This is a genomic window from Desulfitibacter alkalitolerans DSM 16504 (genome assembly GCF_000620305.1).
Taxonomy (GTDB): Bacteria; Bacillota; DSM-16504; order Desulfitibacterales; family Desulfitibacteraceae; genus Desulfitibacter; species Desulfitibacter alkalitolerans.
The window spans coordinates 368,761-391,940 of record NZ_KK211102.1; the positions used below are offsets into that span (position 1 = coordinate 368,761).

Sequence of the window (23,180 nt, forward strand, 5' to 3'; positions counted from 1 at the left end):
CGGCGGAAATATTTCTTTTTTCGGCTGGTAAATTTTTAGGGGAGGGGTGTGGGGAGGGGGAAGGCGCAAGGCCGCTATGCGATGCCTGCAAGCAAAAGGACAGACTACCCCCTTGGTGTAAAATCACCTCGTTAATCATTAGGTATGACACATTTTTCTTTGCTGCATTTCCTACTATGCTTGTCAAAGTATCGGCATTGCTTACAATCCTCATCCCTCACTGGTTTTGCAGAAAGCTCATGGTCATGCTTCGGTTTTTCTTGCATTATGCGCTCGTATGCGCGCAGCCGCCCTTCTGTAAAGTACATGGAAGCACCTCCTTTCAAAAAGGGCATAAAAAAACGTCCTCATTCATGAGAACGAATTGCCATGTGTCACGATCATATTTTGTTTTATCGTTCCTGTTCCCGCTGCCGCTTCTTATACCAGCTTTCCAGCAGCTGGACAATCAAGTCCTCCTTTTGCTTCTCGGTAAAGTTCTTAGGGAAAAAGCGGTCGATGCGTTCACGCTGGATATTGAGTTTTTCTTTTTGATTGGGCTTTTCCTCGGTAAGAATGGAAAAGATGACATCTACACTTAGCCTGCCGTCCTGACTGAGCTTTTTCATCCTCTGCGCCTGTGCTAAAGACGGGGTGCAGTCCTCCGACTGCATGGTGTTATATAGTTCCTGCTGTTCCTTTTCGGCTAAGTAGGAAAGCTCCACAGCCGGATTAAAAGCAATCTGCTTTTCGTCCACCATTTCAAGAAGTGGCGGTGTAAGTTCAGTGAGGCGAATATAGCGGGAAATTTGATTACGACTTTCGCCTACTTGTTCTGCAAGAATTTCTCTGGATTCTTTGCCAAAAGAATTACTCCCAACTTGGGCGGAATTTTTACTTGGCCTGCCTGCTTGTCGCTTCATGGCCTCCAGTTTCATCTTATATGCAAAGGCTTTTTCGCTCGCCAGTATGCTTTCCCGTTGTAGATTGCTGTCAACCATGATAATTGTGGCGGCATCGTCGTCTAATTCACGGACAATACAGGGCATTGTTTCCTTGCCTGCAAGCTCACTTGCTTTTTTGCGCCGGTGTCCGGCAACCATTTCATAGCCGCCATCCGGTTTCGGTCGCACAAGGCCGGGGACTAAAACACCGTACTGTTTTACGCTATCGGCCATTTCCAGCAAGGCTTCATCCGCTTTCACTTTAAAAGGGTGGTTGGGAAAATCGCTGATTCCCGAAAGAGGAATTTCCAGCACCTTTTCTCGTTGGCTATCTGCGCGGCTCTCCTCTGTGGAAAAAAGTTCATCTACTGAGGTCAGCTTGATGCTGTTTCGCACGTCGTTTTTCGCCAATGTCCTGCACCTCCTTTGTAAAGGCTTGATAGGCTTTAGCAGCTATTCCGTGCGGGTCAAACGCATAAATGCTTTTTCCCTGCGCGCTTGTTTCAGCCGCCCGGATGGACAGGGGGATTTCCGTTTGAAATACTCGCAGCTTGTCGCCGTAGTCCCGCCGCAGGATAAAGGAAATATCCTTTGCAAAGTTGGTGCGGTTATCCACCATTGTTAGTAGTACACCATCAATGGTAAGCCTGGGATTGATTTGCCTTCTCACACGGGCAATGGTTTGCAAAAGCTGTGTCATTCCTTTAGCGGGCAGATAATGAGCCTGAACGGGAATAATTACGCTGTCCGCAGCAGCAAGGGCATTGATGGTCATCATACCAAGAGAGGGCATACAGTCGATCAACACATAATCATATTTGTCTTTAACCGTGTTGATATATGTGCGCAGTACCGTTTCCCGGCTCATAGTGTTGACCAGTGATACCTCAATAGCAGACAGTTCAATGTTGCCAGGCATCAGGTCAACACCTTCCGCATGGTGAAGGATACCTTCGTCCGGCTTACTGAACTTTTCATCAATTATTTTGTTCAGTACGATAGCCAGTGAAACAGGTAGATTATCCGGCTCCTGATAACCCAATGAATCCGTCAGATTCCCCTGTGCGTCCGCGTCAACAAGTAGAACTTTTTTACCCAGTGCAGCAAGACCGATCCCAAGATTGACCGTCGTCGTGGTTTTCCCAGTGCCGCCTTTCTGATTGGCGAGGGCGATTACTTTAGACATTTTTAATTTCCTCCTTTCATATAAAAAAGCCACTTGTTCTATAACAGAACAAATGGCTTAATCTTCATTGTTGCAACTCCCGATTGAATAAATAGGTAATAACACTCTTCTTTTGTAGAAGGTAAGCATTATGATGCCTGATATATCTTACCTTTCCGGATTTGCACCATGATACTATTGTACTTTTTGAATGTCCGGTTACTTGTTGTATTTGCAAACTGGTCATCATATCTGGATAATCTGCAAATTGCTGTTCAAGATATCTCTGATAATCCTTGACCTCTTTTATGCCTTTTAGCTTGTAAACATATTTATAGCTATCAGGGCGCGGTTTGGCTTTATATTGCCTAATTTCGCTTGGCAAAAAAGGATTGTTAAAATGATTCGGCAGATAGTATTTTTCAGGATTTTCATCTCTGTCTTGTAGAAAGAAAATAATTTCTTTTATTGCAATTTTGTATCTGCGTGTCTTTTTTCCAGAATCAATGCAGGGAATAACGCCATTCTCCAGATAATACAGCGCTGTTTTTTTGCTTATATGGCATATCCTATAAAACTGATCTTTCGTTACAAATTCGGGATACCTATTTATTAGAAAGCTATAGTCAGACATTAACAGCACCTCGCTTTGACATGAAAGTGCCAAAGAGCTGCTCATATTGTTTGGCTTGCTCTTTATGTACGGCTGATTTTCTCGTTATGCTTCGATAATACGGGCCGGTTAAAAAATCAAGGAATGAATCTTTCGTTATAAGCGTTCCTTTACCTCGGTGGAATGATTGTAGCCGCTTGTTTTTATAGCTTAAAGGTTTCAATTCATTGCGCACTATCCAATTGTTTACTGCTGATTTTGAATATCCGATAAAACGCATTACATCAGGGACCAGAAGCAGTTGAGGGAAGTCATGCAATTGCTTTTGATAATAACGGCGCAAACCTTCAATATATTCATTTTCTATTTCGTCAAAGCACATCTTTTCATATTGATATAGCAGAATGTCTGTAATCTTTATCCGTTGCCTTCTTCCTTCCGATGTGCTTACATATTCAAAGGGAATCATGCCTTTTTTCTGGATTGAATAGGCTGTTGATTTGCAAATACCTAAGATGGCACACATTTCTTTTTGTGTGACATATTCAGGATAACGATCAATTTCCGAAGAACTATATTCAATAAAATTCATTTGCTTCACTCACTTTCTTAAATTTGTCAACGGCAAGTGGTGAAAGCATATCTTTGTGTTAATAATGATAGAATTTTCGAGTTCTATCCGAGTTCTATCCGAGTTCTATCCAAAACAGGTTCGGATGCAATTTTTTCGTTGATTTTTCGGAGTGCTCAACATTCCTTGCAGACACGAAAAAAATCCCCGGATACCCTGATTCTACAAGGTTTTCGGGGGCTTTTATCTACATGGATTTACTCCTAACTTCCACTAAATTCTCATTTTATCGTTGCACTCGAAATGCGGAGTACCTGTAAGGGTACCGTGGGTTCGAATCCCACTCTCTCCGCCATAATCTAGATATATCAAGGGTTTCAGGGTTTAACTTGAAGCTCTTTTTTTGTGCCATTTTTGCCGAAAATGATTTTGGCAACATTTCTTGGGAGGAGTTATTTAGATGCCATTAGGACTGTTGAGTTTAGCGGCTTAATCAGCGAATAATTTGTCCCATGGCTAACCACCACTAAGACTCCATTCATTACCGATGGGTGATAAGTAGTGCTAAGCCTCTAGATAACGCTTTCTTTAGGCTTCAGCAGATAATAGAATTTGGGAAGGAAAGTGAGTTTTATAAATAATCCCATAGCCCTGATACTATAAAATAGTGCAGGGTATTTGTATTTATCTGCAGGATTATAAGTAATCATGACGTAGTAATACAAATAAAACCAAAATGTTAAATTATGCTCATTTTGGTTATAAGTTAGATGGGGTGAAGAAAGTGAGTAAAAATAATAAAGACACCAATGTGAGTTCAAATAATATCTCATTACAATCAGAAAATACTGCAGTAAAAAAAACAGAAGAACTAAAACGCATTATTCCTGAAGCCTTTAAAGAAGGGAAAATTGATTTCGATATCTTAAAGCAGGCATTAGGAAATATGGTAGATGACAGTCCGGAAAAATATAATCTAAGCTGGGCCGGGAAATCTGACTGCTTTAAAGTTATCCAGGCTCCCAGCATTGCTACTTTAAAGCCATCTCCTGGAGAGTCAATTAACTTTGACCACACAAAAAACGTTATCATTGAAGGGGACAACCTTGAGGTAATAAAGCTTTTACAGAAAAGCTATCACGCTAAGGTTAAGATGATTTATATAGACCCACCATATAATACAGGTAATGAATTTGTCTATCCTGATAATTATCAGGAAGGCCTGGATACATACTTGCGATTGACAGGACAGCTAAATGATGAGGGTTTTATTATCTCAAGCAATACTGACACTAATGGCAGATATCACTCCAAGTGGCTCAACATGATGTATCCAAGGCTATTTCTAGCTAGAAATCTTCTGCGGGATGATGGCGTGATTTTTGTAAGTATAGACGACCACGAAGTACATAATCTGCGAATGATGATGGATGAGATCTTTGGGGAGGAGAATTTTTTAGCGAGTATAGTTTGGCAAAAGAAGTATGCTTCATCAAATGACGCAAAGGGTATACCAGACATGCACGACTACATACTTGTGTATCAAAAAAGCGCTAGTTTTAGTAGAAACTTGCTACCAAGAACTGAAAAGCAAGATAAGCTTTACAAATATGATGACAATGATGGAAAGGGGCGTTGGAGGCCGGATAATCTTTCTGTTAAAACATATTCGAAAGAATATGATTATGAAATTATCAACCCTATTACTGGAAAAAGTTATTATCCACCAAAAGGGCGTTGCTGGGTAAGTAATAAAGCTACTATTAATAGATGGATTAACGAAAATCGAGTATTTTTTGGAAGAGATGGGCTTGGAGCTCCGCAATTAAAAAGATACCTAAGTGAGGTGCAAGATGGCATTGTCCCTACATCTTGGTGGACTTATGAAGACGGGGGACATAACGACGAATCTAAGAAGGAACTAAAAGCCTTATTTGGTGATGTTGGATCACCGTTTGATACTCCTAAGCCCACTAGACTAGTAAAAAGAATTCTTACCATTGCCACAGATGGCAAAACTAACGACATCATCCTAGACTTCTTCGCTGGTTCAGGAACCACCGCTCACGCAGTTATGGAACTCAACAAAGAAGATGGTGGAAATCGCCAGTTTATTCTAGTACAGCTCCCTGAACCAACCGATAATCCTGAGTATCCTACTATCGCCGAAATCTGCAAGGAAAGAGTCCGCCGAGTGATTAAAAAGCTTAACGAAGAAGCTCCTGATACTGAAGCTTCCATGGACTGGGGATTTAAAGTATTTAAGCTCTCGGAGTCAAACTTCAAAATCTGGAACCAGTCAGGAACCCCAATAGACGATGAAGCTCTGGGGGAGCAGCTTAAAATGTTTGTAAATCCCATTAAACCTGAAAGCCGCCAGGAAGATATCCTCTATGAGCTGTTAATAAAATCAGGGTTTGACTTAAACGTAAAACTTGAAAAGCTCCACATTGCAAATGAAACTGTGTATTCAGTAGCAGAGGGCAAGCTTTTAATTTGTCTTGCGAACCAAATGGACAAGGAGCTAGTTAAAAAAATGATTGAGTTAACCCCTGAGATGGTACTTTGTTTAGATAGTGCCTTTGGCAGAAATGACCAGCTTAAGGTCAACACGATGCTGGACATGAAGGCTAAGAAAATTAAATTCAGAACTGTGTGAGGTGATGGCCATGAAAATACAATTTGATAGCAACCAGGAATATCAGCTTAAGGCTATTGGGGCTATTATAGACATCTTTGACGGCCAGCCTCTAGCAGGTGGAGAATATGAAATTAAACTGCCAACAGACTTAGATAGCTTGTTCCAAACAGAACTGGGAGTTGGCAACAGGTTATTAATAGATGAAGATAAAATCAAAGAAAACGTTAAAAAGGTACAGAAGCATAACCAGCTGCCGGTTAATGATGACTTTCATGGAATGAATTTTTCAATAGAAATGGAAACAGGAACCGGAAAAACATACGTTTATCTGCGAACCGTATATGAACTAAACATCCGCTACGGATTTACAAAATTTATAATTGTAGTTCCTAGCGTAGCTATCAGAGAAGGAGTCTTAAAAAATTTAGAAATTACCCAGGAACACTTTAAAAACCTCTACGGCAATATTCCCGTAGACTACTGGGTTTATGACTCAAAAAAGGTCTCAAACCTGCGCCACTTTTCAGCCAGTAACCAGGTGCAGATTTTGATAATTAACATTGACTCCTTCAATAAAAAGGCAAACAACGTCATATATAATGAACAGGATAAACTTTCAGGTCACAAACCAATTGATTTTATCCAAACCACTAATCCTATAGTTATAGTGGATGAGCCGCAAAACATGGAAAGTGAAAAGGCAAAAGAGGCTATAGAAAACCTAAATCCCCTATGCACATTGCGTTATTCAGCAACCCATAGAAACTTATATAATTTGCTCTATCGTTTAGATCCGGTCAAAGCATATGACATGCGCCTTGTAAAACAGATTGAAGTAGATTCAGTCTTAAATGAAGAAAACTTCAACAAGGCTTACATCAGTCTAGACAGCATTAAGCCGACTAAAACCAAGATAAGTGCCAAGGTAACAATCCATGCAGACAAACCATCAGGTCCCGCCCCAAAGACAGTAGAAATAAAAGCAGGGGATGACCTGTATTCTAAGTCAAATAACAGGACTACCTACAAAGATGGCTATGTAGTATCAGAAATTAATGCTGGTGAGTGCTATGTTAGCTTTGTAAACGGTACAGTTGTAAACCTGGGGCAGACAATAGGCGGCATGACAGAAGATATCATGAAAGTTCAAATTAGAGAAACAATCAAAGAACACTTGGAAAAAGAACTGCAGGTACAAGACAAGGGCATTAAAGTTTTATCACTCTTTTTTATAGATAAAGTTGCAAACTACCGCTACTACGAGAAGGGCAAACGCAAGCACGGCAAAATTGCCCGCTGGTTTATAGAAGCATACAATGAATTAACTGAACATCCTAGATACAAAGGACTCATCCCCTATTTGGCAGAGCAGGTTCATGATGGGTATTTTTCTGCTGATCGTAAAGGAATAGAAAAAGACACAAGTGGTAATACCAAGGCCGATGATGATACCTATAACTTGATAATGAAAAACAAGGAGCAGCTCCTATCACATCAAGAACCAGTGCGTTTTATCTTTAGCCATTCAGCACTTAGAGAAGGCTGGGACAACCCCAATGTGTTTCAAATATGCACCTTAAATGAAACCAAATCAGAGCTCAAAAAGAGACAAGAAATAGGCAGGGGCCTTCGTCTTCCAGTTGACCAGACTGGTAATAGGGTCTTTGATGAGAACATTAACAGGCTGACTGTAATAGCCAACGAAAGCTATGAGGAATTTGCACTAAAGCTGCAGCAGGAGATTACAGAAGAATGTGGAGTAGACTTTGGCGGCAGAATTAAAAACAAAAGAGAACGTAAGAAGCTAGGTTTTAAGAAAGAAATTCTCCTTGACGAAAACTTTAAAGCCCTATGGGAGCGCATCAAACATAAGACTCGTTATGCAATTTACTTTGACACCAGTGACTTGATAAGAAAATGTGCAGGTGCCATTAAAGATATGCCGCCAGTTACCAGCCCCAAGATAAGAACCCAGAAGGTCAAGCTAGGCCTTAGCACGACAGGTGTGGATACCACAATTTCCAGGATCTCAGAGGCCACAGTTCAGTTAGAGATCAGCAGCATTCCAGATGTGGTAAGCTACATGCAAAGAGAAACTGAACTTACCCGTAGTACATTGACTGACATTTTACTAGCTTCGGAAAGATTAGCTGATATAAGAGTTAATCCACAGCAGTTTATGGATATGGCAGTAAAAGAAATCAAGCGGGAACTTCATAACCTTATGATAAACGGCATTAAATATGAAAAAATAGCGGGCCAGGAATATGAAATGATGTTGTTTGAGGAAAAAGAAATAGAAAGCTACCTCAGCAATATAGTTCCAGTAAACAATTCCATCTATGACCATGTGGTAGTAGACTCAGATGTGGAAAGAAAATTTGCCGAAATATTAGACGAAAGAGAAGATATCAAGCTATTTATCAAACTGCCGGCCTGGTTTGTGGTAGAAACTCCAATTGGTACTTACAACCCTGACTGGGCAATTGTGAAGGAAGAGGATAAAAAGCTGTATCTGATAAGAGAAACCAAATCCACCCTAGACCTGGATAAGCTTCACCTCTCAGAGGCACAAAAAATCAAATGCAGCAAGAAGCATTTTGAGGTTTTTAATGATGTGGATTATAAAGTTGTGACCAGTGCTAGTGAGGTGTAAATTTTGAAAAGAAATATTAATTTTCGTCGATTATTACAAATAAATGCATAAAATATATCTAAAGAATGTACAATACTACGGCACTTACCCGTTTAGTGCCGTAGTATTGTACAATGGCAACAGTCCTTGCCGTAAAAAGATTAAGCAACATGTTATTTCGTTTATCCATCAGCTGGACCTTGGTAGTAATGAGGACACCCAACTGATATAATATGGGTATGCTCCTTTTTATATGTGAAAATTAGAATAATTCATGAATTTATTGGAGGTGTTGTATTCGTAAAAAAATATAATTTTACTATTCTTATAGAAAAAGATGAAGATGATGTATATGTGGCATCTGTGCCAGGCTTAAAAGGTTGTTATACACAAGCTAGATCTGTGGAGGAATTGCTTCCAAGGATAAAGGAAGCGATAGAGCTTTGTCTTGAAGTAGAAAAAGAGGAGTATACCCAAAACAAATTTATTGGGGTACAGCAGGTAGAGGTTACATTATGAGTAAGTTGACTATTATTATAAATTTTTTTATCAAAGTCTTTATTCTTGAAATATTTACTATATTGGTATATGATTAATTTATGGCAAAAAAACTTCTAACAGAGGAGGGTCGTTACTCGCTGATTGTTAGTTGAACTATCCAGGAGCATAGCGCGGTTTAGATTTCACCTTTAAAGGAGAAAGAATTTAAGTAGCGGTTTGCTGTTGGATAATAATACAATTGTTGGAAGGACATTTAAAGAGTATATTAACTGGTTGAATGCAAGTCCAACATCATGTGCTGAATAGGCATGTTGATGTTGGGCTATTTTTTTAATTAGGTTTACAATTTAATAAGCGCAGTGACAATAAGTTTAGTTAGTCTGACGAAAAGGGAGAGATCAAATGCTATGTGCAAACAAAATACTGAACTGAAGGTTAAAGATATTCTGAATTGTTATCAAGGCAAAGAGAGGGAGATTATTCCCATTCTGCAGCAGATTCAGGAAGAACTAGGTTATTTATCTGAAGAGGCTATGCTGGCAACAGCCAGGTTTGTCAGGGTGCCGGAAAGCAAAATCTATGCTACTGCCACCTTCTACGCTCAATTCCGGTTTAAACCGGTTGGGCGGAACCATGTGGCGGTATGCCGGGGAACCGCATGCCATGTTCGGGGGGCTGAGCGAATCTTAGATATCCTGGAACGGCAGTTGGGCATTAAAGAGGGGGAAACCTCCCAGGACTTGGAATACACTCTGGAAGCGGTAGCTTGTATCGGGTGCTGTGCCTTAGCTCCTGCTATTACCATTAATAACCAAGAGGTTCATGGTCAGTTAACCCCTAAAAAAGTGGCAGAGTTATTCCCTGCCGCTGCAAAGGGGGGCAATTAAATTGAGTATGAAAACGGTTTTAATCAGCCAGGGGACCTGCTGTAAATCAGCTGGTGCCGATAGGGTTCTTGCTGCTATGGAGAGGGAGTTAAGTGAGGTCGGGTTGGAGGCTATTGTGAAAACCCCAGGTTGTCATGGTTTTAGTGAAATAGATCCAGTGGTGGTTATTGAGCCCGATGGAATTTTATACGCCAAGGTAAAGGCAGAAGATGTGCCAAAAATTGTTCAATCCCTTATGGACGAAAATCGGTTGGCGAAAGGACTGTACTACCGTGACCCTGTCACCAATGAAGGGATTCCTTATGCGCAAGATATTCCCTTCTTTAATAAACAGCAGCGTACCATCCTAAAAAACTGTGGTGTGCTGGATCCCCGGGATATCAATGATTACATGGAGGCCGGGGGTTATCGTGCTGTTCGCAAGGCCCTTCTGGAAATGACTCCAGCTCAGGTGGTGGCTGAGGTGAAGCGCTCTGGGCTGCGTGGCCTGGGAGGTGCCGGATTTCCAACTGGGAAAAAATGGGAAATGTGTGCTGCTGCCCATGGTGAGATTAAGTATGTGATATGCAATGCAGATGAGGGAGATCCTGGCTCTTTTCAGGACCGTTCGATACTGGAGGGTGACCCCCATGCAGTGTTGGAGGGGTTGATTTTAGCCGGTTATGCTGTGGGGGCGCAGGAGAGCTATCTCTATGTGAGAGCCGAGTATCCTCTGGCTATCAAAAACTTACAGATTGCCATTGATCAAGCCAAAGAAAAAGGCTTTATCGGTGATGATATTTTAGGAAGCGGCTTTAAGTTTGACATCAAAATCTTTCAAGGTGCCGGGGCATTCGTGTGCGGCGAGGAAACTGCCCTTATTCAGTCACTGGAAGGCAAGCGGGGGATGCCTTATCCCAGACCGCCTTATCCAGTGATTGCCGGGCTTCATGGCAAACCCACCTTGATTGATAATGTAAAGACACTGGCTAGTGTTCGCTGGATTATTAACAAAGGGGCTGACTGGCTGGCTTCCAGGGGTACGGAAACCAGCAAGGGTACAGCTGTTTTTTCAATTACCGGAAAAGTGGCTAATTGCGGCCTGGTGGAAGTACCCATGGGTATTACCATGAGGGAAATAGTTTTTGAAATTGGAGGAGGGGTTCCAGGAGGCAAGAAATTTAAAGCAGTGCAAACAGGAGGTCCGTCCGGCGGGTGTTTGCCTGGGGCATTGCTTGATACAGCCATTGATTTTGATACTTTACGTGCTGCTGGTTCCATGATGGGTTCCGGGGGCATGGTAGTAATGGACGAAGATACCTGTATGGTAGACACTGCCAGGTATTTCCTGGATTTTAGCTTAAAGGAGTCCTGTGGTCAGTGTGTCCCCTGCCGCCTGGGCACCATGCAAATGCATGAGATATTAACTCGGATTACCCAGGGTGAGGGGAAAATGTCTGATCTGGATTTGCTGATGGAATTGAGTGAGGGGGTAGCTAAGGGCTCCCTTTGTGGCCTGGGCAAAACTGCTCCAAACCCAGTGGAGACTACCCTGCGTTATTTCCGGGATGAATATGAGGCCCATATTAATGAGCGGCGTTGCCCTTCCCGCAGTTGTAAGGCACTTATTTCTTATAATATTAATGCTGAAAAATGTAAAGGTTGTTCTATTTGCCTCAAGGCCTGTCCGGTAGATGCCATCACTGGGGCCAAAAAGGAAATTCATATAATTGACGGAAGCAAATGTACTAAATGTGGAATATGCCTTGACGTCTGCCCGGATGCTTTTGGGGCTGTGGAGTGCTTCTAATAACTAATTGTAACTACAAAGGAGTCAGAGGCCAGGATCCAGGATCCAGGATGAAGGAACTAAGATTTATTAGCTTAATTCTGACTACTGAATACTTGACAATAGATAATGCTGAACAGCTATTTTGAACTCAGGAGGTCAAAAAAATATGGAAACGATAAAACTTATCATAGACGGGTTGGAGATTAGCGCTCAAAAAGGCAGAACTGTTCTCCAGACCGCTTTGGAAAACGGGATTTACATTCCCCATCTTTGCCATCATGAAGACTTGAAACCGGCGGGAATTTGCCGGGTTTGTCTAGTTGAAGTCAACGGTCAGATGCTGGTTTCCTGCCACACTCCGGTGGAAGAGGGAATGGTGGTTGTAACAGGCAGCCCTGCAGTGGAAAAGGTACGACGGGTGGCAGTGGAGCTTTTAGTGGCTGATCACCATGCCAATTGCCTTGCTTGTGGCAAAAATAATGACTGCAAGCTGCAGGAAGTTACCAACTTTGTAGCGGTTGACCCAGGCTGCCTGAAAGAATTAAAAGCCCTGGAGCTGGAACCGCTGGATGATACCCATCCTTTTATCGTCAAGGATCATAATAAGTGTGTCCTATGTGGCATTTGTGTACGCACCTGTTATGAGATTCAAGGGGCAGGGGCCATTAATTTTGCCTTTCGTGGTTATGCCACTAAGATTAGTACCTTTGGTGACAAACCTCTTAAAGAATCATCCTGCGAGTCCTGCGGCGAATGTATGGCACGCTGTCCGGTGGGGGCATTGCTTCCCAAAAACGGGGCTAAACCAACTTATGAGGTCAAGACCGTTTGCGGCTATTGCGGCTGCGGCTGCGGGATATATCTCGGTGTGCGCGGAGGTGCAGTTGTGGATGCAAGGGGAGACTCAGCAAGTCCGGTCAATCAGGGCAACCTTTGTGTTAAAGGTCGTTTTGGCTATGAGTTTATCAATCATCCGGATCGCTTGACTGCACCACTGATTAAACGCAGCGGCCGCTTTGAAGAAGCCTCCTGGGATGAGGCACTTGACCTGGTGGCAAGTAAGTTTCGGGAGATACAGGAAAAATACGGGCAGGAAGCCCTGGGCGGTTTAAGCTCGGCCCGAACCACAAATGAAGCCAATTATCTTTTCCAAAAGCTGCTGCGCTCTCTAGGAACTAATAGCGTTGACCATTGTGCCCGCCTCTGACACGCCTCTACGGTGGTCGGTCTGGCCACTACCACAGGCAGCGGGGCAATGACAAATCCAATAAGCGATATTGAAGGCTGCAGCGTCATTATGCTGGTGGGTTCTAATCCCACGGCAAATCATCCTATTGTGGGCTACCGCATCAGGCGAGCAGTGAAAAAGGGGGCCAAACTAATTGTTGTTGATCCGCGTCGCATTCCCCTTGCCGAAATAGCTGATGTTCATTTGCAGATTAAACCCGGAACAGATGTTGCTCTCCTTAATGGGTTGATGCATGTGATATTGCAGGAAGGCCTTGAAGATAAAGACTATATTGCCAGACGGACAAATAGTTTTGAAAATATGAAGGATTTTATCATGACCAGATATCCCCTGGCAGATGTTGCTGAGATAACCGGGGTAGCTGAAAGGGATATTGTTCGTGCCGCCCGTATTTATGCCACTGCTTCTAGTGCCGCTATTTTTTACTGCATGGGAGTGACCCAGCACACCTGCGGCACAGAGAATGTCCTTGCGGTGACTAATCTTGCCCTGGTGACTGGCAATATTGGCAAGCCTAATGCAGGTGTAAACCCCCTGCGAGGTCAGAACAATGTTCAGGGAGCATGTGATATGGGCTGCTTGCCCCATGTTCTGCCCGGCTATCAGCCATTGCATAGCGATGGTATGACTTACTGGCAGCGTCTCAGGGGTAAAGAAGCAAAGGGAGAGGCAAACCTGGTTACAGCCCTTGAGTTTGATTTTGAAGGCAAGAGTCCTCGCACGGTGCCGGCTGATAAAGTCAGTGATGTTATACGGGAGAAGTTTTCCAGGGCCTGGGGAGTTGAGCTATCTGAAATTCCGGGACGTACTATCAACGATATGTTTCATCCTAACCCCAGCAGGTGGTGCCGCGGCATGTATATAATGGGGGAAAACCCAATGGTTTCTTCTCCTGACAGGCAGCATGTGCAAAAAGCCTTGGAATCCTTGGATTTCCTTGTAGTGCAGGATATTTTCCTGACTGAAACTGCCCAACTGGCGGATGTGGTCTTGCCGGCGGCCTCTTTTGCCGAGCAGGACGGTACGTTTATTAATACTGAACGGCGGGTCCAGCGAGTACGCCGCGCTATAAAACCGGTGGGTCAAAGCAAGGTTGACTGGGAAATAATCCAAAACCTGGCTGAAAAGCTTAATCTGCCCTGGAAACATCAATCGCCTCAAGAAATTTGGGATGAAGTGCGGCAGCTCACCCCTCACTATTTTGGAGGCATGAGTTACCAACGCCTAGATGAACAGGGCCTGCAATGGCCTTGCCCTAATGAAGAGCATCCCGGTACTCCTATTATGCACAGGAGATCCTGGTGCGGTGAAGAAGATAGATTTGCCAGGGGCATTGGCCAGTTTTCCACGGTAGATTACCGCCATTTTGCCATGGAGAGACCTGATGAGAATTATCCATTTACTTTGACTACGGTGCGTAAACTTTATCATTATCATACCAGAAGCATGACGGGAAGAGTTCAAGGCTTGAACGAGATTTTGGGCGAAGAGCGGATGAGTATTAATCCCCAGGATGCAGAGAGATTGGGAGTCTGTACCGGTGACATGGTTAGGATCACTTCACCCCGGGGTTCAATTACCACGCGGGTAGAGACTACCAGGGAGGTGCCTGTGGGAGTGGTCAGCATGAGCTTCCATTTTGCCGAATCGGCAGCTAATGTTTTGACTAGCCCTGCAGTATGCAGTATGTCTGTGGCTTCCGCTCTCAAGGGTTGCGCAGTGCGCATCGAAAAAATCGAACAGGTGGGTGAAGTAGTATGAGAGAAAAGCAAGCAGAAGATTATTGCTGGCTGGTTGGCCCCGAACCGGCAGCCCAGGTTGCACATCCTGAAAAGGAAATGGCCCTGGTAGACGGTGAAATGGTGCCTGCAGAGGAAGCACTAACCGAGATTGCCCTAAAAGTCATCCAGGCTAAAAAGCCGGTGCTGGTTGTACCGGCACGTATTATCCTTTTCTCCTGGGAAGAAGATGCACCGGCAAAGGCCAGAGCTCTGAGGGAATTAGCTGAAGCAATGGGAGCCGAGATCCGCCCGATTTTTGATGTGCGACCTCAATATCCCATAGCAAGAACTGCAGTAGAAATTAATCCTTTTCATGGCGATTTGGTTATTGCCCATGAGAATTATGATGTTGTTGTTTTTTATGGCGTGGAGTGCCTTTATGCGGATGTGGCTCTGAAAATTATATCACAGGGCACTAAATGCTATACCATTGCTCTTTGTGGTAAGATAGGCCATGTTGATGCATCAATAACTCTGCGTGATACGGGGATAGAGAGAGTGAAAAAATTGACAGAAATAATCCGTACTATGCGCCAGGGAGATTAAATGGAGAAGCATAATCGAAAAAGCAGGGGGTTTTCCCCTGCTTTCTTGCTTTTTTTCAACAAATAAATATCAACTAAAAAATATTTTTAATGGTGAAATTGCAATTGCATTTTCAATCACTGCTATAGTATAATGTCAAGTACTAGCACCAAGTAATAAAACCAGTTAGCATAATTTATAGGCAGAGCCTTATTTTTCAGGGCATACAGAGTTTTACAATTGACTAATTAGTGAATATTAGTAAATACAAGGAGGCTTCTATCATGGAAATAAAAGATATTAAAGATTTAATTTTAACAATAGACAAAACTAGTATAGAAACAGTAGAAATAGAAAAAAGTGACATTAAAATAAAGATAAATAAAAAATTAACAAATGAAAATAGTAACTGGGTAAAACCAACTGTAGAAAAGTTAAAGCATAACATGGCAATAGAAGAAATAGAGACAGATACAAATGAAAGAAAATCTGAGGTTGATATTGAATATAACAATTTGTTGACTGATGATGAAGATATATATATAGTAAAATCTCCGATTGTAGGTACCTTTTATGGAGCACCAAGTCCTGATGCCCCGCCTTTTGTAAAAGTAGGAGATAAGGTGGAACAAGGCCAAACCTTATGTATAGTTGAAGCCATGAAGATGATGAATGGAATAGAATGCGAAGTAGCAGGTGAAATTATAGACATATTGACAAAAGATGGTGACATAGTTGAATACGGCCAGCCTTTAATGAGGATTGGGAGGTAGTACGGAAATGTTTAAAAAAATACTCATTGCTAACAGAGGTGAAATAGCCCTTAGAATCATTAGAACCTGTAAAGACATGGGAATAAAAGCCGTATCAGTACATTCAGAAATAGAAAGGGATTCGGCACATGTGCATATGGCAGACGAAGCCATTTGTATTGGTCCTGCGTCGCCTAAAAAAAGCTATTTAAACATAGACAGTATAATAAGTGCAGCTTTGGTTACAAAATGTGAAGCTATACATCCAGGCTATGGATTTCTTTCGGAAAATTCAAAGCTTGTAGACGCATGTAAATTAAATGGAATAAAATTCATTGGACCGCCTAAAGAATCTATGGAAAAAATGGGAAACAAATCTGAAGCAAAAAGAACAATGATAGGGGTAGGAGTTCCTGTTGTACCAGGTTCAAAAAGTTCCACAAATATAGCAGAAGAAGCGCTTGAAACAGCCAGGCAGATTGGTTTCCCTGTTATGATCAAGGCTGCTAGCGGTGGTGGCGGAAGAGGAATGAGAATAGTACATATAGAAAAAGAGTTTATAGAAAAATTTAATATGGCAAAATCAGAAGCTGCAGCGGCATTCAATGATGATTCTTTATATGTAGAAAAGTATATAGAGGAGCCCAGGCATATAGAATTCCAAATATTAGCAGACGAACATGGGAATATAATACATTTAGGAGAAAGAGACTGCTCCATACAAAGAAGAAATCAAAAAGTGCTAGAAGAGGCTCCATGTGTTGCTATTAGTGAAGAACTGAGAAATAAAATGGGAGAGATGGCCCTTAGCGCAGCCAGGGCAGTTAACTATGTGAGTGCTGGAACCATTGAATTTTTATTAGATAAATATAATAATTTTTACTTCATAGAAATGAATACAAGAATACAGGTAGAACATCCAGTAACAGAGATGATAACAGGAATAGATTTGATAAAAGAACAGATTAGGATAGGCTATGGCGAAAAATTAAATATTACTCAGAAGCAAGTACAAGTAAATGGCCATGCTATTGAATGCAGAATAAACGCCGAAAATCCTGGCAAAAACTTTAGGCCTTCTCCAGGACAGATAGAAGGATATTTTCCTCCGGGAGGTTATGGTGTTAGGCTGGACAGCCACATCTATAGTGGTTACATTATTCCCCCTAACTATGATTCTATGATTGCAAAGCTTATCGTATGGGGGGAAAATAGAAAGGAAGCTATTGCTAGAATGAAAAGAGCTTTAAATGAAATTATAATTACCGGTATAGACACAAATATTGAATTTCAAAAGCAAATATTAAACAATGAAAACTTTTTAAGCAACAAGGTAGACACTTCATTTATAGAGAAAGAAATATACAGGGAGGATGCTGCAGCAAAGGGAGTGGATGTATGCTAAAAGACTTATTTAGTAAAAAAAAATATACTACAATAAATTTGACGGATAACAGGGAAAAAAAATCTTCTGCTTCTAATGAAGGTTTCAAAACAAGCGAAAATATTTTCATAAAAGTTGAAAAGCCCAGGAGAATGGGAGCTAGAGATAGAATAAAGGAATTAATAGACGAAAATACATTTGTAGAGTATGATATGGATTTAATGACAGATAACCCTTTAGATTTTCCAGACTATGACGAAAAGATTACAACTGCTATTCAAAATTCTAATGAAAACGAAGCTGTAATCACTGGAGAGGGGAAAATACAGGGACAAAGTTGTATTGTCTGTGTGATGGATCCTAATTTTATGATGGGAAGCATGGGGTCTGTAGTTGGGGAAAAAATTACAAGAGCAGTAGAAAAAGCTATTGAAAAAAGAAATGCTGTGGTAATATTTTCAGCGTCCGGTGGAGCAAGAATGCAGGAAGGGGTATTATCCTTAATGCAGATGGCTAAGACATCTGCTGCATTAGCCAGACTATCTGAAGAGGGATTACTATATATTTCTGTGTTGACAGATCCAACCACAGGAGGTGTTACTGCCAGTTTTGCTATGCTGGGTGATATAATTATTGCAGAACCGGGGGCTTTAATTGGATTTGCAGGGCCCAGGGTTATTGAGCAAACTATCAGACAGAAACTTCCTGAAGGATTTCAAAGAGCAGAGTTTTTACTAGAAAAAGGGTTTATTGATAAAATTGCAGAGAGGAAGGATATGAGAAATATCATATCTAAAATTATAAAAATCCACACAGCAGGTGGTGGTAGAATCCATGAATAATATGTTAGAATTTGAAAAACCAATTATTGAGCTTGAACATAAAATCAACGAATTAAAAAATTTTGCTTATGAAAATAATTTGGATTTAACCAATGAAATTGACATATTAACTAATAAACTTGAAATGATGAGAAGAGATGTTTATGAAAACTTAAGTCCATGGCAAAAAGTAAAACTTGCACGGCTTCAAGAAAGACCTACATCTTTGGATTATATTGAAAAACTATTATCCGATTTTATAGAGTTTCATGGAGACAGATTTTATGGAGATGATAAATCCATAGTAGCTGGAATTGGAATATTTCAGGGTATGCCTGTTACAGTAATAGGGCATCAAAAAGGAAAGGATACAAAGGAAAATATTAAAAGGAATTTTGGAATGCCTCATCCAGAGGGATATAGAAAAGCTTTAAGATTAATGAAACAAGCAGAAAAGTTCAAAAGGGCTATAATAACTTTTATTGACACGCCAGGAGCATACTGCGGCTTGGGTGCAGAGGAAAGAGGTCAAGGAGAAGCAATAGCGAGAAATCTAATGGAAATGAGCAGACTAAAAACACCTATTATATCCATAGTTATAGGAGAGGGTGGAAGTGGCGGTGCTTTAGCCCTTGGAGTTGCTGATAGAGTGTGTATGCTGGAACATTCCATATACTCGGTTATATCACCTGAAGGTCTTTCCAGTATATTGTGGAAAGACTCTAATCTTGCTCAAAAAGCAGCTGATATTATGAGACTAACAGCACAGGATTTATTATCATTAAATGTTATAGATACTATAATAAAAGAGCCATTAGGTGGAGCTCATAAGGATATGGATTTTACATCCGACAATATTAAGCAATATATATTAGGTGAATTGGAATCTCTTAAAAAACTAAGTGAACAAGAATTATTAGATAAGAGGTACGAAAAAATTAAAAAAATAGGAGTTTGGAAGCAGAGATATTGCTGACACCCTTGCATGTTGCATAAAAATGTGTTAAATTAACAATCAAGAGCTATGCACTTGCTGGAAATAATTAGAGGACATAACCTTTTGACAAAACATTACATCAAAGTACCTTTTGAGATATTGACCCCCATGGAAAAACCCGTTACTAGGCAGCACAGCACTCTTTATCGTACAGCCAAGCAGAACCTTGGGATTAATTTCAATGTTTGCAGTGTGCATTAATTTGATGCCGTAGCTTTAAAATATAGGGTTTGCCGGATTAATAGGTTTTGAGGATTAAAGATATAAGTTAGTTACATAGAGGGAGTAACTGCCTGATTCATTTCAGGATTCAAAGTCGTCAACCGGAGTTGCCATCCCGGCTTTGAAAACTTTTGTTGTGTGAGACTCTGTGGTCAGGATATTTTTCTGGCTGAAGGGTCTTTTGTTATTTATAAGCTACAACCATAATTTTAAGAAATAGCTAAACGAAAGAAAAATAGAATTCCTGATAAATACTATATTGATGGTTTTTGTAAAATTGCTTATGGAAGGGAGATAGAAAAAGATGAGTGAATTCTACCGAAAAAAACCTGAGGAAACGTTGAAAACCTTGGGGGTTACAGAACAAGGATTGCATGATGATGAAGTTAAGAAAAGGCGGGAGCAGTACGGCTATAACGAGTTAGAGGAAGGGAAACAAAAAACAGCGATTGAGGTATTCATTGAGCAGCTCAAAGACTTTTTGGTCATTATCCTCATGGCGGCAGCAACTATTTCGGCTTTCCTGGGAAAAATTGAGAGCACAGTCGTCATTTTGTTTGTTGTCGTCCTTAATGCTGTACTTGGAACGATTCAACACCTTAAAGCTGAACAATCTTTGAATAGCCTTAAAGCCCTTTCCTCGCCGACAGCCAAGGTTTTAAGAAATGGCCAAAAAACAGAAATTCCTTCAAAGGAAATTGTTGTTGGCGATGTCCTTTATCTGGACGCAGGAGATTTTGTAAGTGCTGATGGACGAATTATTGAGAACTACAGCCTTCAGATCAACGAAAGTTCGTTAACGGGTGAATCGGTGAGCGTGATGAAGTCCGTTGAAGTAATTGATAAAGACGATGTGCCCATTGGCGATAAAAAGAACATGGTCTTTTCAGGAAGTTTTGTCACCTACGGAAGGGGAGTCATCGTTGTCACTGACATTGGTATGAAGACAGAGATTGGCAAAATAGCCCGCCTTCTTGGTACGGCACAAGAAAAGAAAACGCCGCTGCAAGTAAATCTTGATAACTTTGGCAAGAAGCTGGCCATGGCAATTATAGCCATTGCTGCGGTCATCTTTACTCTGGATATGATAAGGGGACTGCCCCTTGTGGATTCCTTCATGTTTGCGATAGCACTTGCAGTGGCGGCTATACCTGAGGCGCTGAGTTCCATTGTGACGATTGTGCTGGCCACGGGAACACAGAAGATGGCGAAAGAAAACGCGATTATCCGGAAGCTCCCGGCGGTAGAAACCTTGGGAAGTGTTTCAATCGTTTGTTCCGATAAAACCGGTACCCTTACGCAGAATAAGATGACAGTGCAGTATGTCTATGTTGATAATAAAGTTGTGGAATATGATAAATTGGATTTGGAAAAGCCAATGGAGCATAGAATTATCCTAATGGCGCTTTTATGCAATGATTCAGTTACTGTCGTAAAAAAGGAAATTGGCGATCCAACTGAAATTGCTCTTGTCAATCTCGGGGATATTTACGGTCTCGACGAGCTTGTGGTCAGGGAGCAATATCACCGTGTTGGAGAGATCCCATTTGATTCTGACAGAAAACTGATGAGTACAGTCAACAGGATCGATGGACGATATTTGATGTGCACGAAAGGTGCATCGGATGTTCTTCTTTCTAGGATAACTAAAATCGAAACCTCGGGGGGTATCGTTGATTTTACGGAGGAACATAAAAGGGAAGTTGAGAAAATAAACAGGGATTTTTCTTCTAATGGTCTTAGGGTGCTGGGATTTGCCTATAAAGAAGTATTGGAAGGGCACGAGGTTGGGCTTGAGGATGAAAGGGATATGGTTTTCATCGGATTGATATCCATGATGGATCCTCCAAGGCCAGAATCAGCGCCTGCGGTTGAAGAATGCGTTAAAGCTGGCATAAAAGTTGTTATGATTACCGGTGATCATAGGATTACCGCCTCAGCTATTGCCAGGCAGATTGGGATTTTAAAGGATGAATCTGAAGTAGTCGAAGGTTTTGAAATCGAAAAATGGAGCGATGAGGAACTCATCAATAAAGTTGAAAAGATATCAGTTTATGCGCGGGTATCCCCGGAGCACAAGATTAGGATTGTCCGGGCATGGCAAGAAAGAGGGAGTGTCGTGGCAATGACAGGTGATGGTGTCAATGACGGCCCGGCCCTGAAGCAGGCGGATATTGGAATTGCAATGGGGATTACTGGAACAGATGTTGCCAAGGATGCTTCTTCAATGGTACTTACTGATGACAACTTCTCGACAATAGTCAAAGCTATCTCCAATGGCCGCAGTATTTACGCTAATATCCAGAATTCAATTCGGTTCCTGCTGGCAGGAAATACCGGTGGGGTTATGTCTGTAGTTTATGCTTCATTATTGGCTCTGCCAGTACCTTTTACTGCAATACATCTATTATTCATCAACATGCTTACTGACAGTTTACCGGCGATTGCCATTGGACTTGAACCACATAATAAAAACATCATGAAGAAAAAGCCTCGGGACATTAAAACCCCGTTGCTGAGCAAAGCCTTTGCAAGACAAATTCTCATGGAAGGTTTCATCATCGGCGCCGTCACCATTATTGCCTACCATATAGGTCTATCGACAGGCGATTCGGTGCTAGCCAGCACCATGGCATTTGCTACTCTGTGTTTGGCAAGATTGTTCCATGGCTTCAACTCAAGGTCTAATGAATCTATCTTTAAAATAGGCTTATTTACGAATAAATATTCTTGGTACGCATTGATCCTTGGCATTATACTATTGCACTCTGTGCTGTTGCTGCCCCCGTTGATGGAGGTGTTTGAAATAGCCATGCTTAATACAGCCCAATTCAGCACCATTTATGCCCTGGCCCTAACGCCCCTCGTGCTGATCCAGCTTTACAGGCTTTTATTTACGAAAAGCAGCTGAATGACTTTTAGTTGAATAATTACGAGAGAATTTAAGTTGAGCTGTGGGAGAAACGCGTTGCAATTCTTATGTGTTTATATTATAATTGGCAGAAACGCGTTGCAATTCTTATGTGTTTGTATTATAATTTTAATAATGACAATGAGTGTTTTGAAGATATAGCAATCTAATTGCACAAGGGGCTTGGCTATGGCTTATACTAAGGGACAAAAAGAAGATGAAATAACAAAAAAAATAATTCAGTGGGAGAAGGATTATATCGGGAGAGGCCCTACTGAAGCCAAGACTGACATTATCCGCAACATGGTAATTGTTACTTTGCAGGGGATGTTGTCAACAGCTGAAAGGGTTTTATCTAGAGAAAAAGAAGGTATGGCTCTGGTCAAAAAGTTGCGGCAGCAATTGGTTGAGCAGGGACGTGTCGAACTGGAAGAAATTTTAACCGAAATTACCTCAGTCAAAGTGATTAGTTTGCACACGGATATAAGTACGAAGACGGGTGAGCGGATTTTTGTCTTTGTAATGGATCGGGACATTGATTTGCAATAACGAAATTGGATGGCTTTCTAAAGGGTAATGCTATCGGTTAAGGGGCAATCCGACACCAGATTTTTAAAAGAAAACCGGTGTTGGATTTTTTGTTCATTCAGAAAAGCGTATTGCTCACAATTTTAGTTTAAGTAAATGATAATAGTTTTAAAGTGCCTAAGATGCCTAAAATTATGAGTTCGCACTATGAGAATTGGCAATAATAATTAATAAAGCGGCAGCATGTCCACTTAATCGGGTATTCGCTCAACATTGAAACTAACTGCCATAATACATGGGAAA

At 41.4% G+C, this 23,180-nt stretch carries 18 protein-coding genes; 13 read left to right on the forward strand and 5 right to left on the reverse strand.

Annotation, left to right across the window (positions count from 1 at the left end):
* Positions 1-131 precede the first annotated feature (131 nt).
* From K364_RS26985 to K364_RS0116125, 5 genes are all read right to left on the reverse strand, one after another.
* On the reverse strand, positions 132-308 hold the full coding sequence (locus tag K364_RS26985) for a hypothetical protein (protein WP_169734765.1): 177 nt from the start codon (positions 306-308) through the stop codon (positions 132-134).
* A gap of 84 nt (positions 309-392) precedes the next feature.
* Complete coding sequence (locus K364_RS0116110) at positions 393-1,334, reverse strand: ParB/RepB/Spo0J family partition protein (RefSeq protein WP_028308867.1); 942 nt, start codon at positions 1,332-1,334, stop codon at positions 393-395.
* Positions 1,285-2,109 (reverse strand): ParA family protein, encoded by an 825-nt coding sequence (locus tag K364_RS0116115; protein ID WP_028308868.1) that lies wholly within the window; start codon positions 2,107-2,109, stop codon positions 1,285-1,287. The genes K364_RS0116110 and K364_RS0116115 overlap by 50 nt, the downstream gene beginning before the upstream one ends.
* Positions 2,110-2,173: 64 nt before the next feature.
* Positions 2,174-2,722: a hypothetical protein gene (locus tag K364_RS0116120; RefSeq protein WP_028308869.1), complete on the reverse strand. Its 549-nt coding sequence runs from the start codon at positions 2,720-2,722 to the stop codon at positions 2,174-2,176.
* A complete protein-coding gene (locus tag K364_RS0116125; protein ID WP_028308870.1) occupies positions 2,715-3,293 on the reverse strand; it encodes a hypothetical protein in 579 nt (192 codons plus the stop codon). The genes K364_RS0116120 and K364_RS0116125 overlap by 8 nt, the downstream gene beginning before the upstream one ends.
* A 763-nt stretch (positions 3,294-4,056) precedes the next feature.
* On the opposite strand from K364_RS0116125, the gene K364_RS0116130 reads away from it, so the two are divergent.
* From K364_RS0116130 to K364_RS0116200, 13 genes are all read left to right on the forward strand, one after another.
* The gene (locus K364_RS0116130) at positions 4,057-5,931 is read left to right on the forward strand and encodes a DNA methyltransferase (RefSeq protein WP_242841726.1); all 1,875 of its coding nucleotides are present in this window, start codon (positions 4,057-4,059) and stop codon (positions 5,929-5,931) included.
* Between the two features lie 10 nt (positions 5,932-5,941).
* Entirely contained in the window at positions 5,942-8,569 is a 2,628-nt protein-coding gene (locus K364_RS0116135; RefSeq protein ID WP_028308872.1) for a restriction endonuclease, read from the forward strand.
* A gap of 234 nt (positions 8,570-8,803) precedes the next feature.
* The gene (locus K364_RS0116140) at positions 8,804-9,067 is read left to right on the forward strand and encodes a type II toxin-antitoxin system HicB family antitoxin (protein ID WP_242841727.1); all 264 of its coding nucleotides are present in this window, start codon (positions 8,804-8,806) and stop codon (positions 9,065-9,067) included.
* A 389-nt stretch (positions 9,068-9,456) separates the two neighbouring features.
* Complete coding sequence (gene nuoE / locus K364_RS0116145; RefSeq protein ID WP_028308874.1) at positions 9,457-9,936, forward strand: NADH-quinone oxidoreductase subunit NuoE; 480 nt, start codon at positions 9,457-9,459, stop codon at positions 9,934-9,936.
* Between the two features lie 7 nt (positions 9,937-9,943).
* The gene (gene nuoF / locus K364_RS0116150; RefSeq protein ID WP_035269941.1) at positions 9,944-11,725 is read left to right on the forward strand and encodes an NADH-quinone oxidoreductase subunit NuoF; all 1,782 of its coding nucleotides are present in this window, start codon (positions 9,944-9,946) and stop codon (positions 11,723-11,725) included.
* Between the two features lie 148 nt (positions 11,726-11,873).
* The gene (locus tag K364_RS27370) at positions 11,874-14,717 is read left to right on the forward strand and encodes a molybdopterin-dependent oxidoreductase (RefSeq protein ID WP_340622515.1); all 2,844 of its coding nucleotides are present in this window, start codon (positions 11,874-11,876) and stop codon (positions 14,715-14,717) included.
* Positions 14,714-15,283 (forward strand): carbon monoxide dehydrogenase beta subunit family protein, encoded by a 570-nt coding sequence (locus tag K364_RS0116170; protein ID WP_028308878.1) that lies wholly within the window; start codon positions 14,714-14,716, stop codon positions 15,281-15,283. Before K364_RS27370 ends, K364_RS0116170 begins: the two co-directional genes overlap by 4 nt.
* 263 nt (positions 15,284-15,546) lie before the next feature.
* A complete protein-coding gene (accB, locus tag K364_RS0116175; RefSeq protein WP_028308879.1) occupies positions 15,547-16,035 on the forward strand; it encodes an acetyl-CoA carboxylase biotin carboxyl carrier protein in 489 nt (162 codons plus the stop codon).
* Positions 16,036-16,042: 7 nt separating this feature from the next.
* The gene (locus tag K364_RS24520; protein ID WP_035269756.1) at positions 16,043-17,419 is read left to right on the forward strand and encodes an acetyl-CoA carboxylase biotin carboxylase subunit; all 1,377 of its coding nucleotides are present in this window, start codon (positions 16,043-16,045) and stop codon (positions 17,417-17,419) included.
* Positions 17,413-18,240, forward strand: coding sequence for an acetyl-CoA carboxylase, carboxyltransferase subunit beta (gene accD, locus K364_RS0116185; RefSeq protein ID WP_028308880.1), 828 nt, complete (start codon positions 17,413-17,415; stop codon positions 18,238-18,240). The genes K364_RS24520 and accD overlap by 7 nt, the downstream gene beginning before the upstream one ends.
* Positions 18,233-19,195, forward strand: coding sequence for an acetyl-CoA carboxylase carboxyltransferase subunit alpha (locus tag K364_RS0116190; RefSeq protein ID WP_028308881.1), 963 nt, complete (start codon positions 18,233-18,235; stop codon positions 19,193-19,195). The genes accD and K364_RS0116190 overlap by 8 nt, the downstream gene beginning before the upstream one ends.
* A 547-nt stretch (positions 19,196-19,742) precedes the next feature.
* Entirely contained in the window at positions 19,743-22,349 is a 2,607-nt protein-coding gene (locus K364_RS0116195; protein WP_028308882.1) for a calcium-translocating P-type ATPase, PMCA-type, read from the forward strand.
* Between the two features lie 189 nt (positions 22,350-22,538).
* Complete coding sequence (locus K364_RS0116200) at positions 22,539-22,898, forward strand: Na-translocating system protein MpsC family protein (RefSeq protein ID WP_028308883.1); 360 nt, start codon at positions 22,539-22,541, stop codon at positions 22,896-22,898.
* Positions 22,899-23,180: the final 282 nt, after the last annotated feature.

Bases quoted from the DNA above. Each gene is read 5' to 3' on its own strand.
- K364_RS0116135 (WP_028308872.1), top strand. From the start codon at position 5,942: ATGAAAATACAATTTGATAGCAACCAGGAATATCAGCTTAAGGCTATT.
- K364_RS0116125 (WP_028308870.1), bottom strand. From the start codon at position 3,293: ATGAATTTTATTGAATATAGTTCTTCGGAAATTGATCGTTATCCTGAA.
- K364_RS26985 (WP_169734765.1), bottom strand. From the start codon at position 308: ATGTACTTTACAGAAGGGCGGCTGCGCGCATACGAGCGCATAATGCAA.
- K364_RS0116200 (WP_028308883.1), top strand. From the start codon at position 22,539: ATGGCTTATACTAAGGGACAAAAAGAAGATGAAATAACAAAAAAAATA.
- K364_RS0116170 (WP_028308878.1), top strand. From the start codon at position 14,714: ATGAGAGAAAAGCAAGCAGAAGATTATTGCTGGCTGGTTGGCCCCGAA.
- nuoF (WP_035269941.1), top strand. From the start codon at position 9,944: ATGAAAACGGTTTTAATCAGCCAGGGGACCTGCTGTAAATCAGCTGGT.
- K364_RS24520 (WP_035269756.1), top strand. From the start codon at position 16,043: ATGTTTAAAAAAATACTCATTGCTAACAGAGGTGAAATAGCCCTTAGA.
- accB (WP_028308879.1), top strand. From the start codon at position 15,547: ATGGAAATAAAAGATATTAAAGATTTAATTTTAACAATAGACAAAACT.
- nuoE (WP_028308874.1), top strand. From the start codon at position 9,457: ATGTGCAAACAAAATACTGAACTGAAGGTTAAAGATATTCTGAATTGT.
- K364_RS0116195 (WP_028308882.1), top strand. From the start codon at position 19,743: ATGAGTGAATTCTACCGAAAAAAACCTGAGGAAACGTTGAAAACCTTG.
- K364_RS0116115 (WP_028308868.1), bottom strand. From the start codon at position 2,109: ATGTCTAAAGTAATCGCCCTCGCCAATCAGAAAGGCGGCACTGGGAAA.
- K364_RS0116120 (WP_028308869.1), bottom strand. From the start codon at position 2,722: ATGTCTGACTATAGCTTTCTAATAAATAGGTATCCCGAATTTGTAACG.
- accD (WP_028308880.1), top strand. From the start codon at position 17,413: ATGCTAAAAGACTTATTTAGTAAAAAAAAATATACTACAATAAATTTG.
- K364_RS0116190 (WP_028308881.1), top strand. From the start codon at position 18,233: ATGAATAATATGTTAGAATTTGAAAAACCAATTATTGAGCTTGAACAT.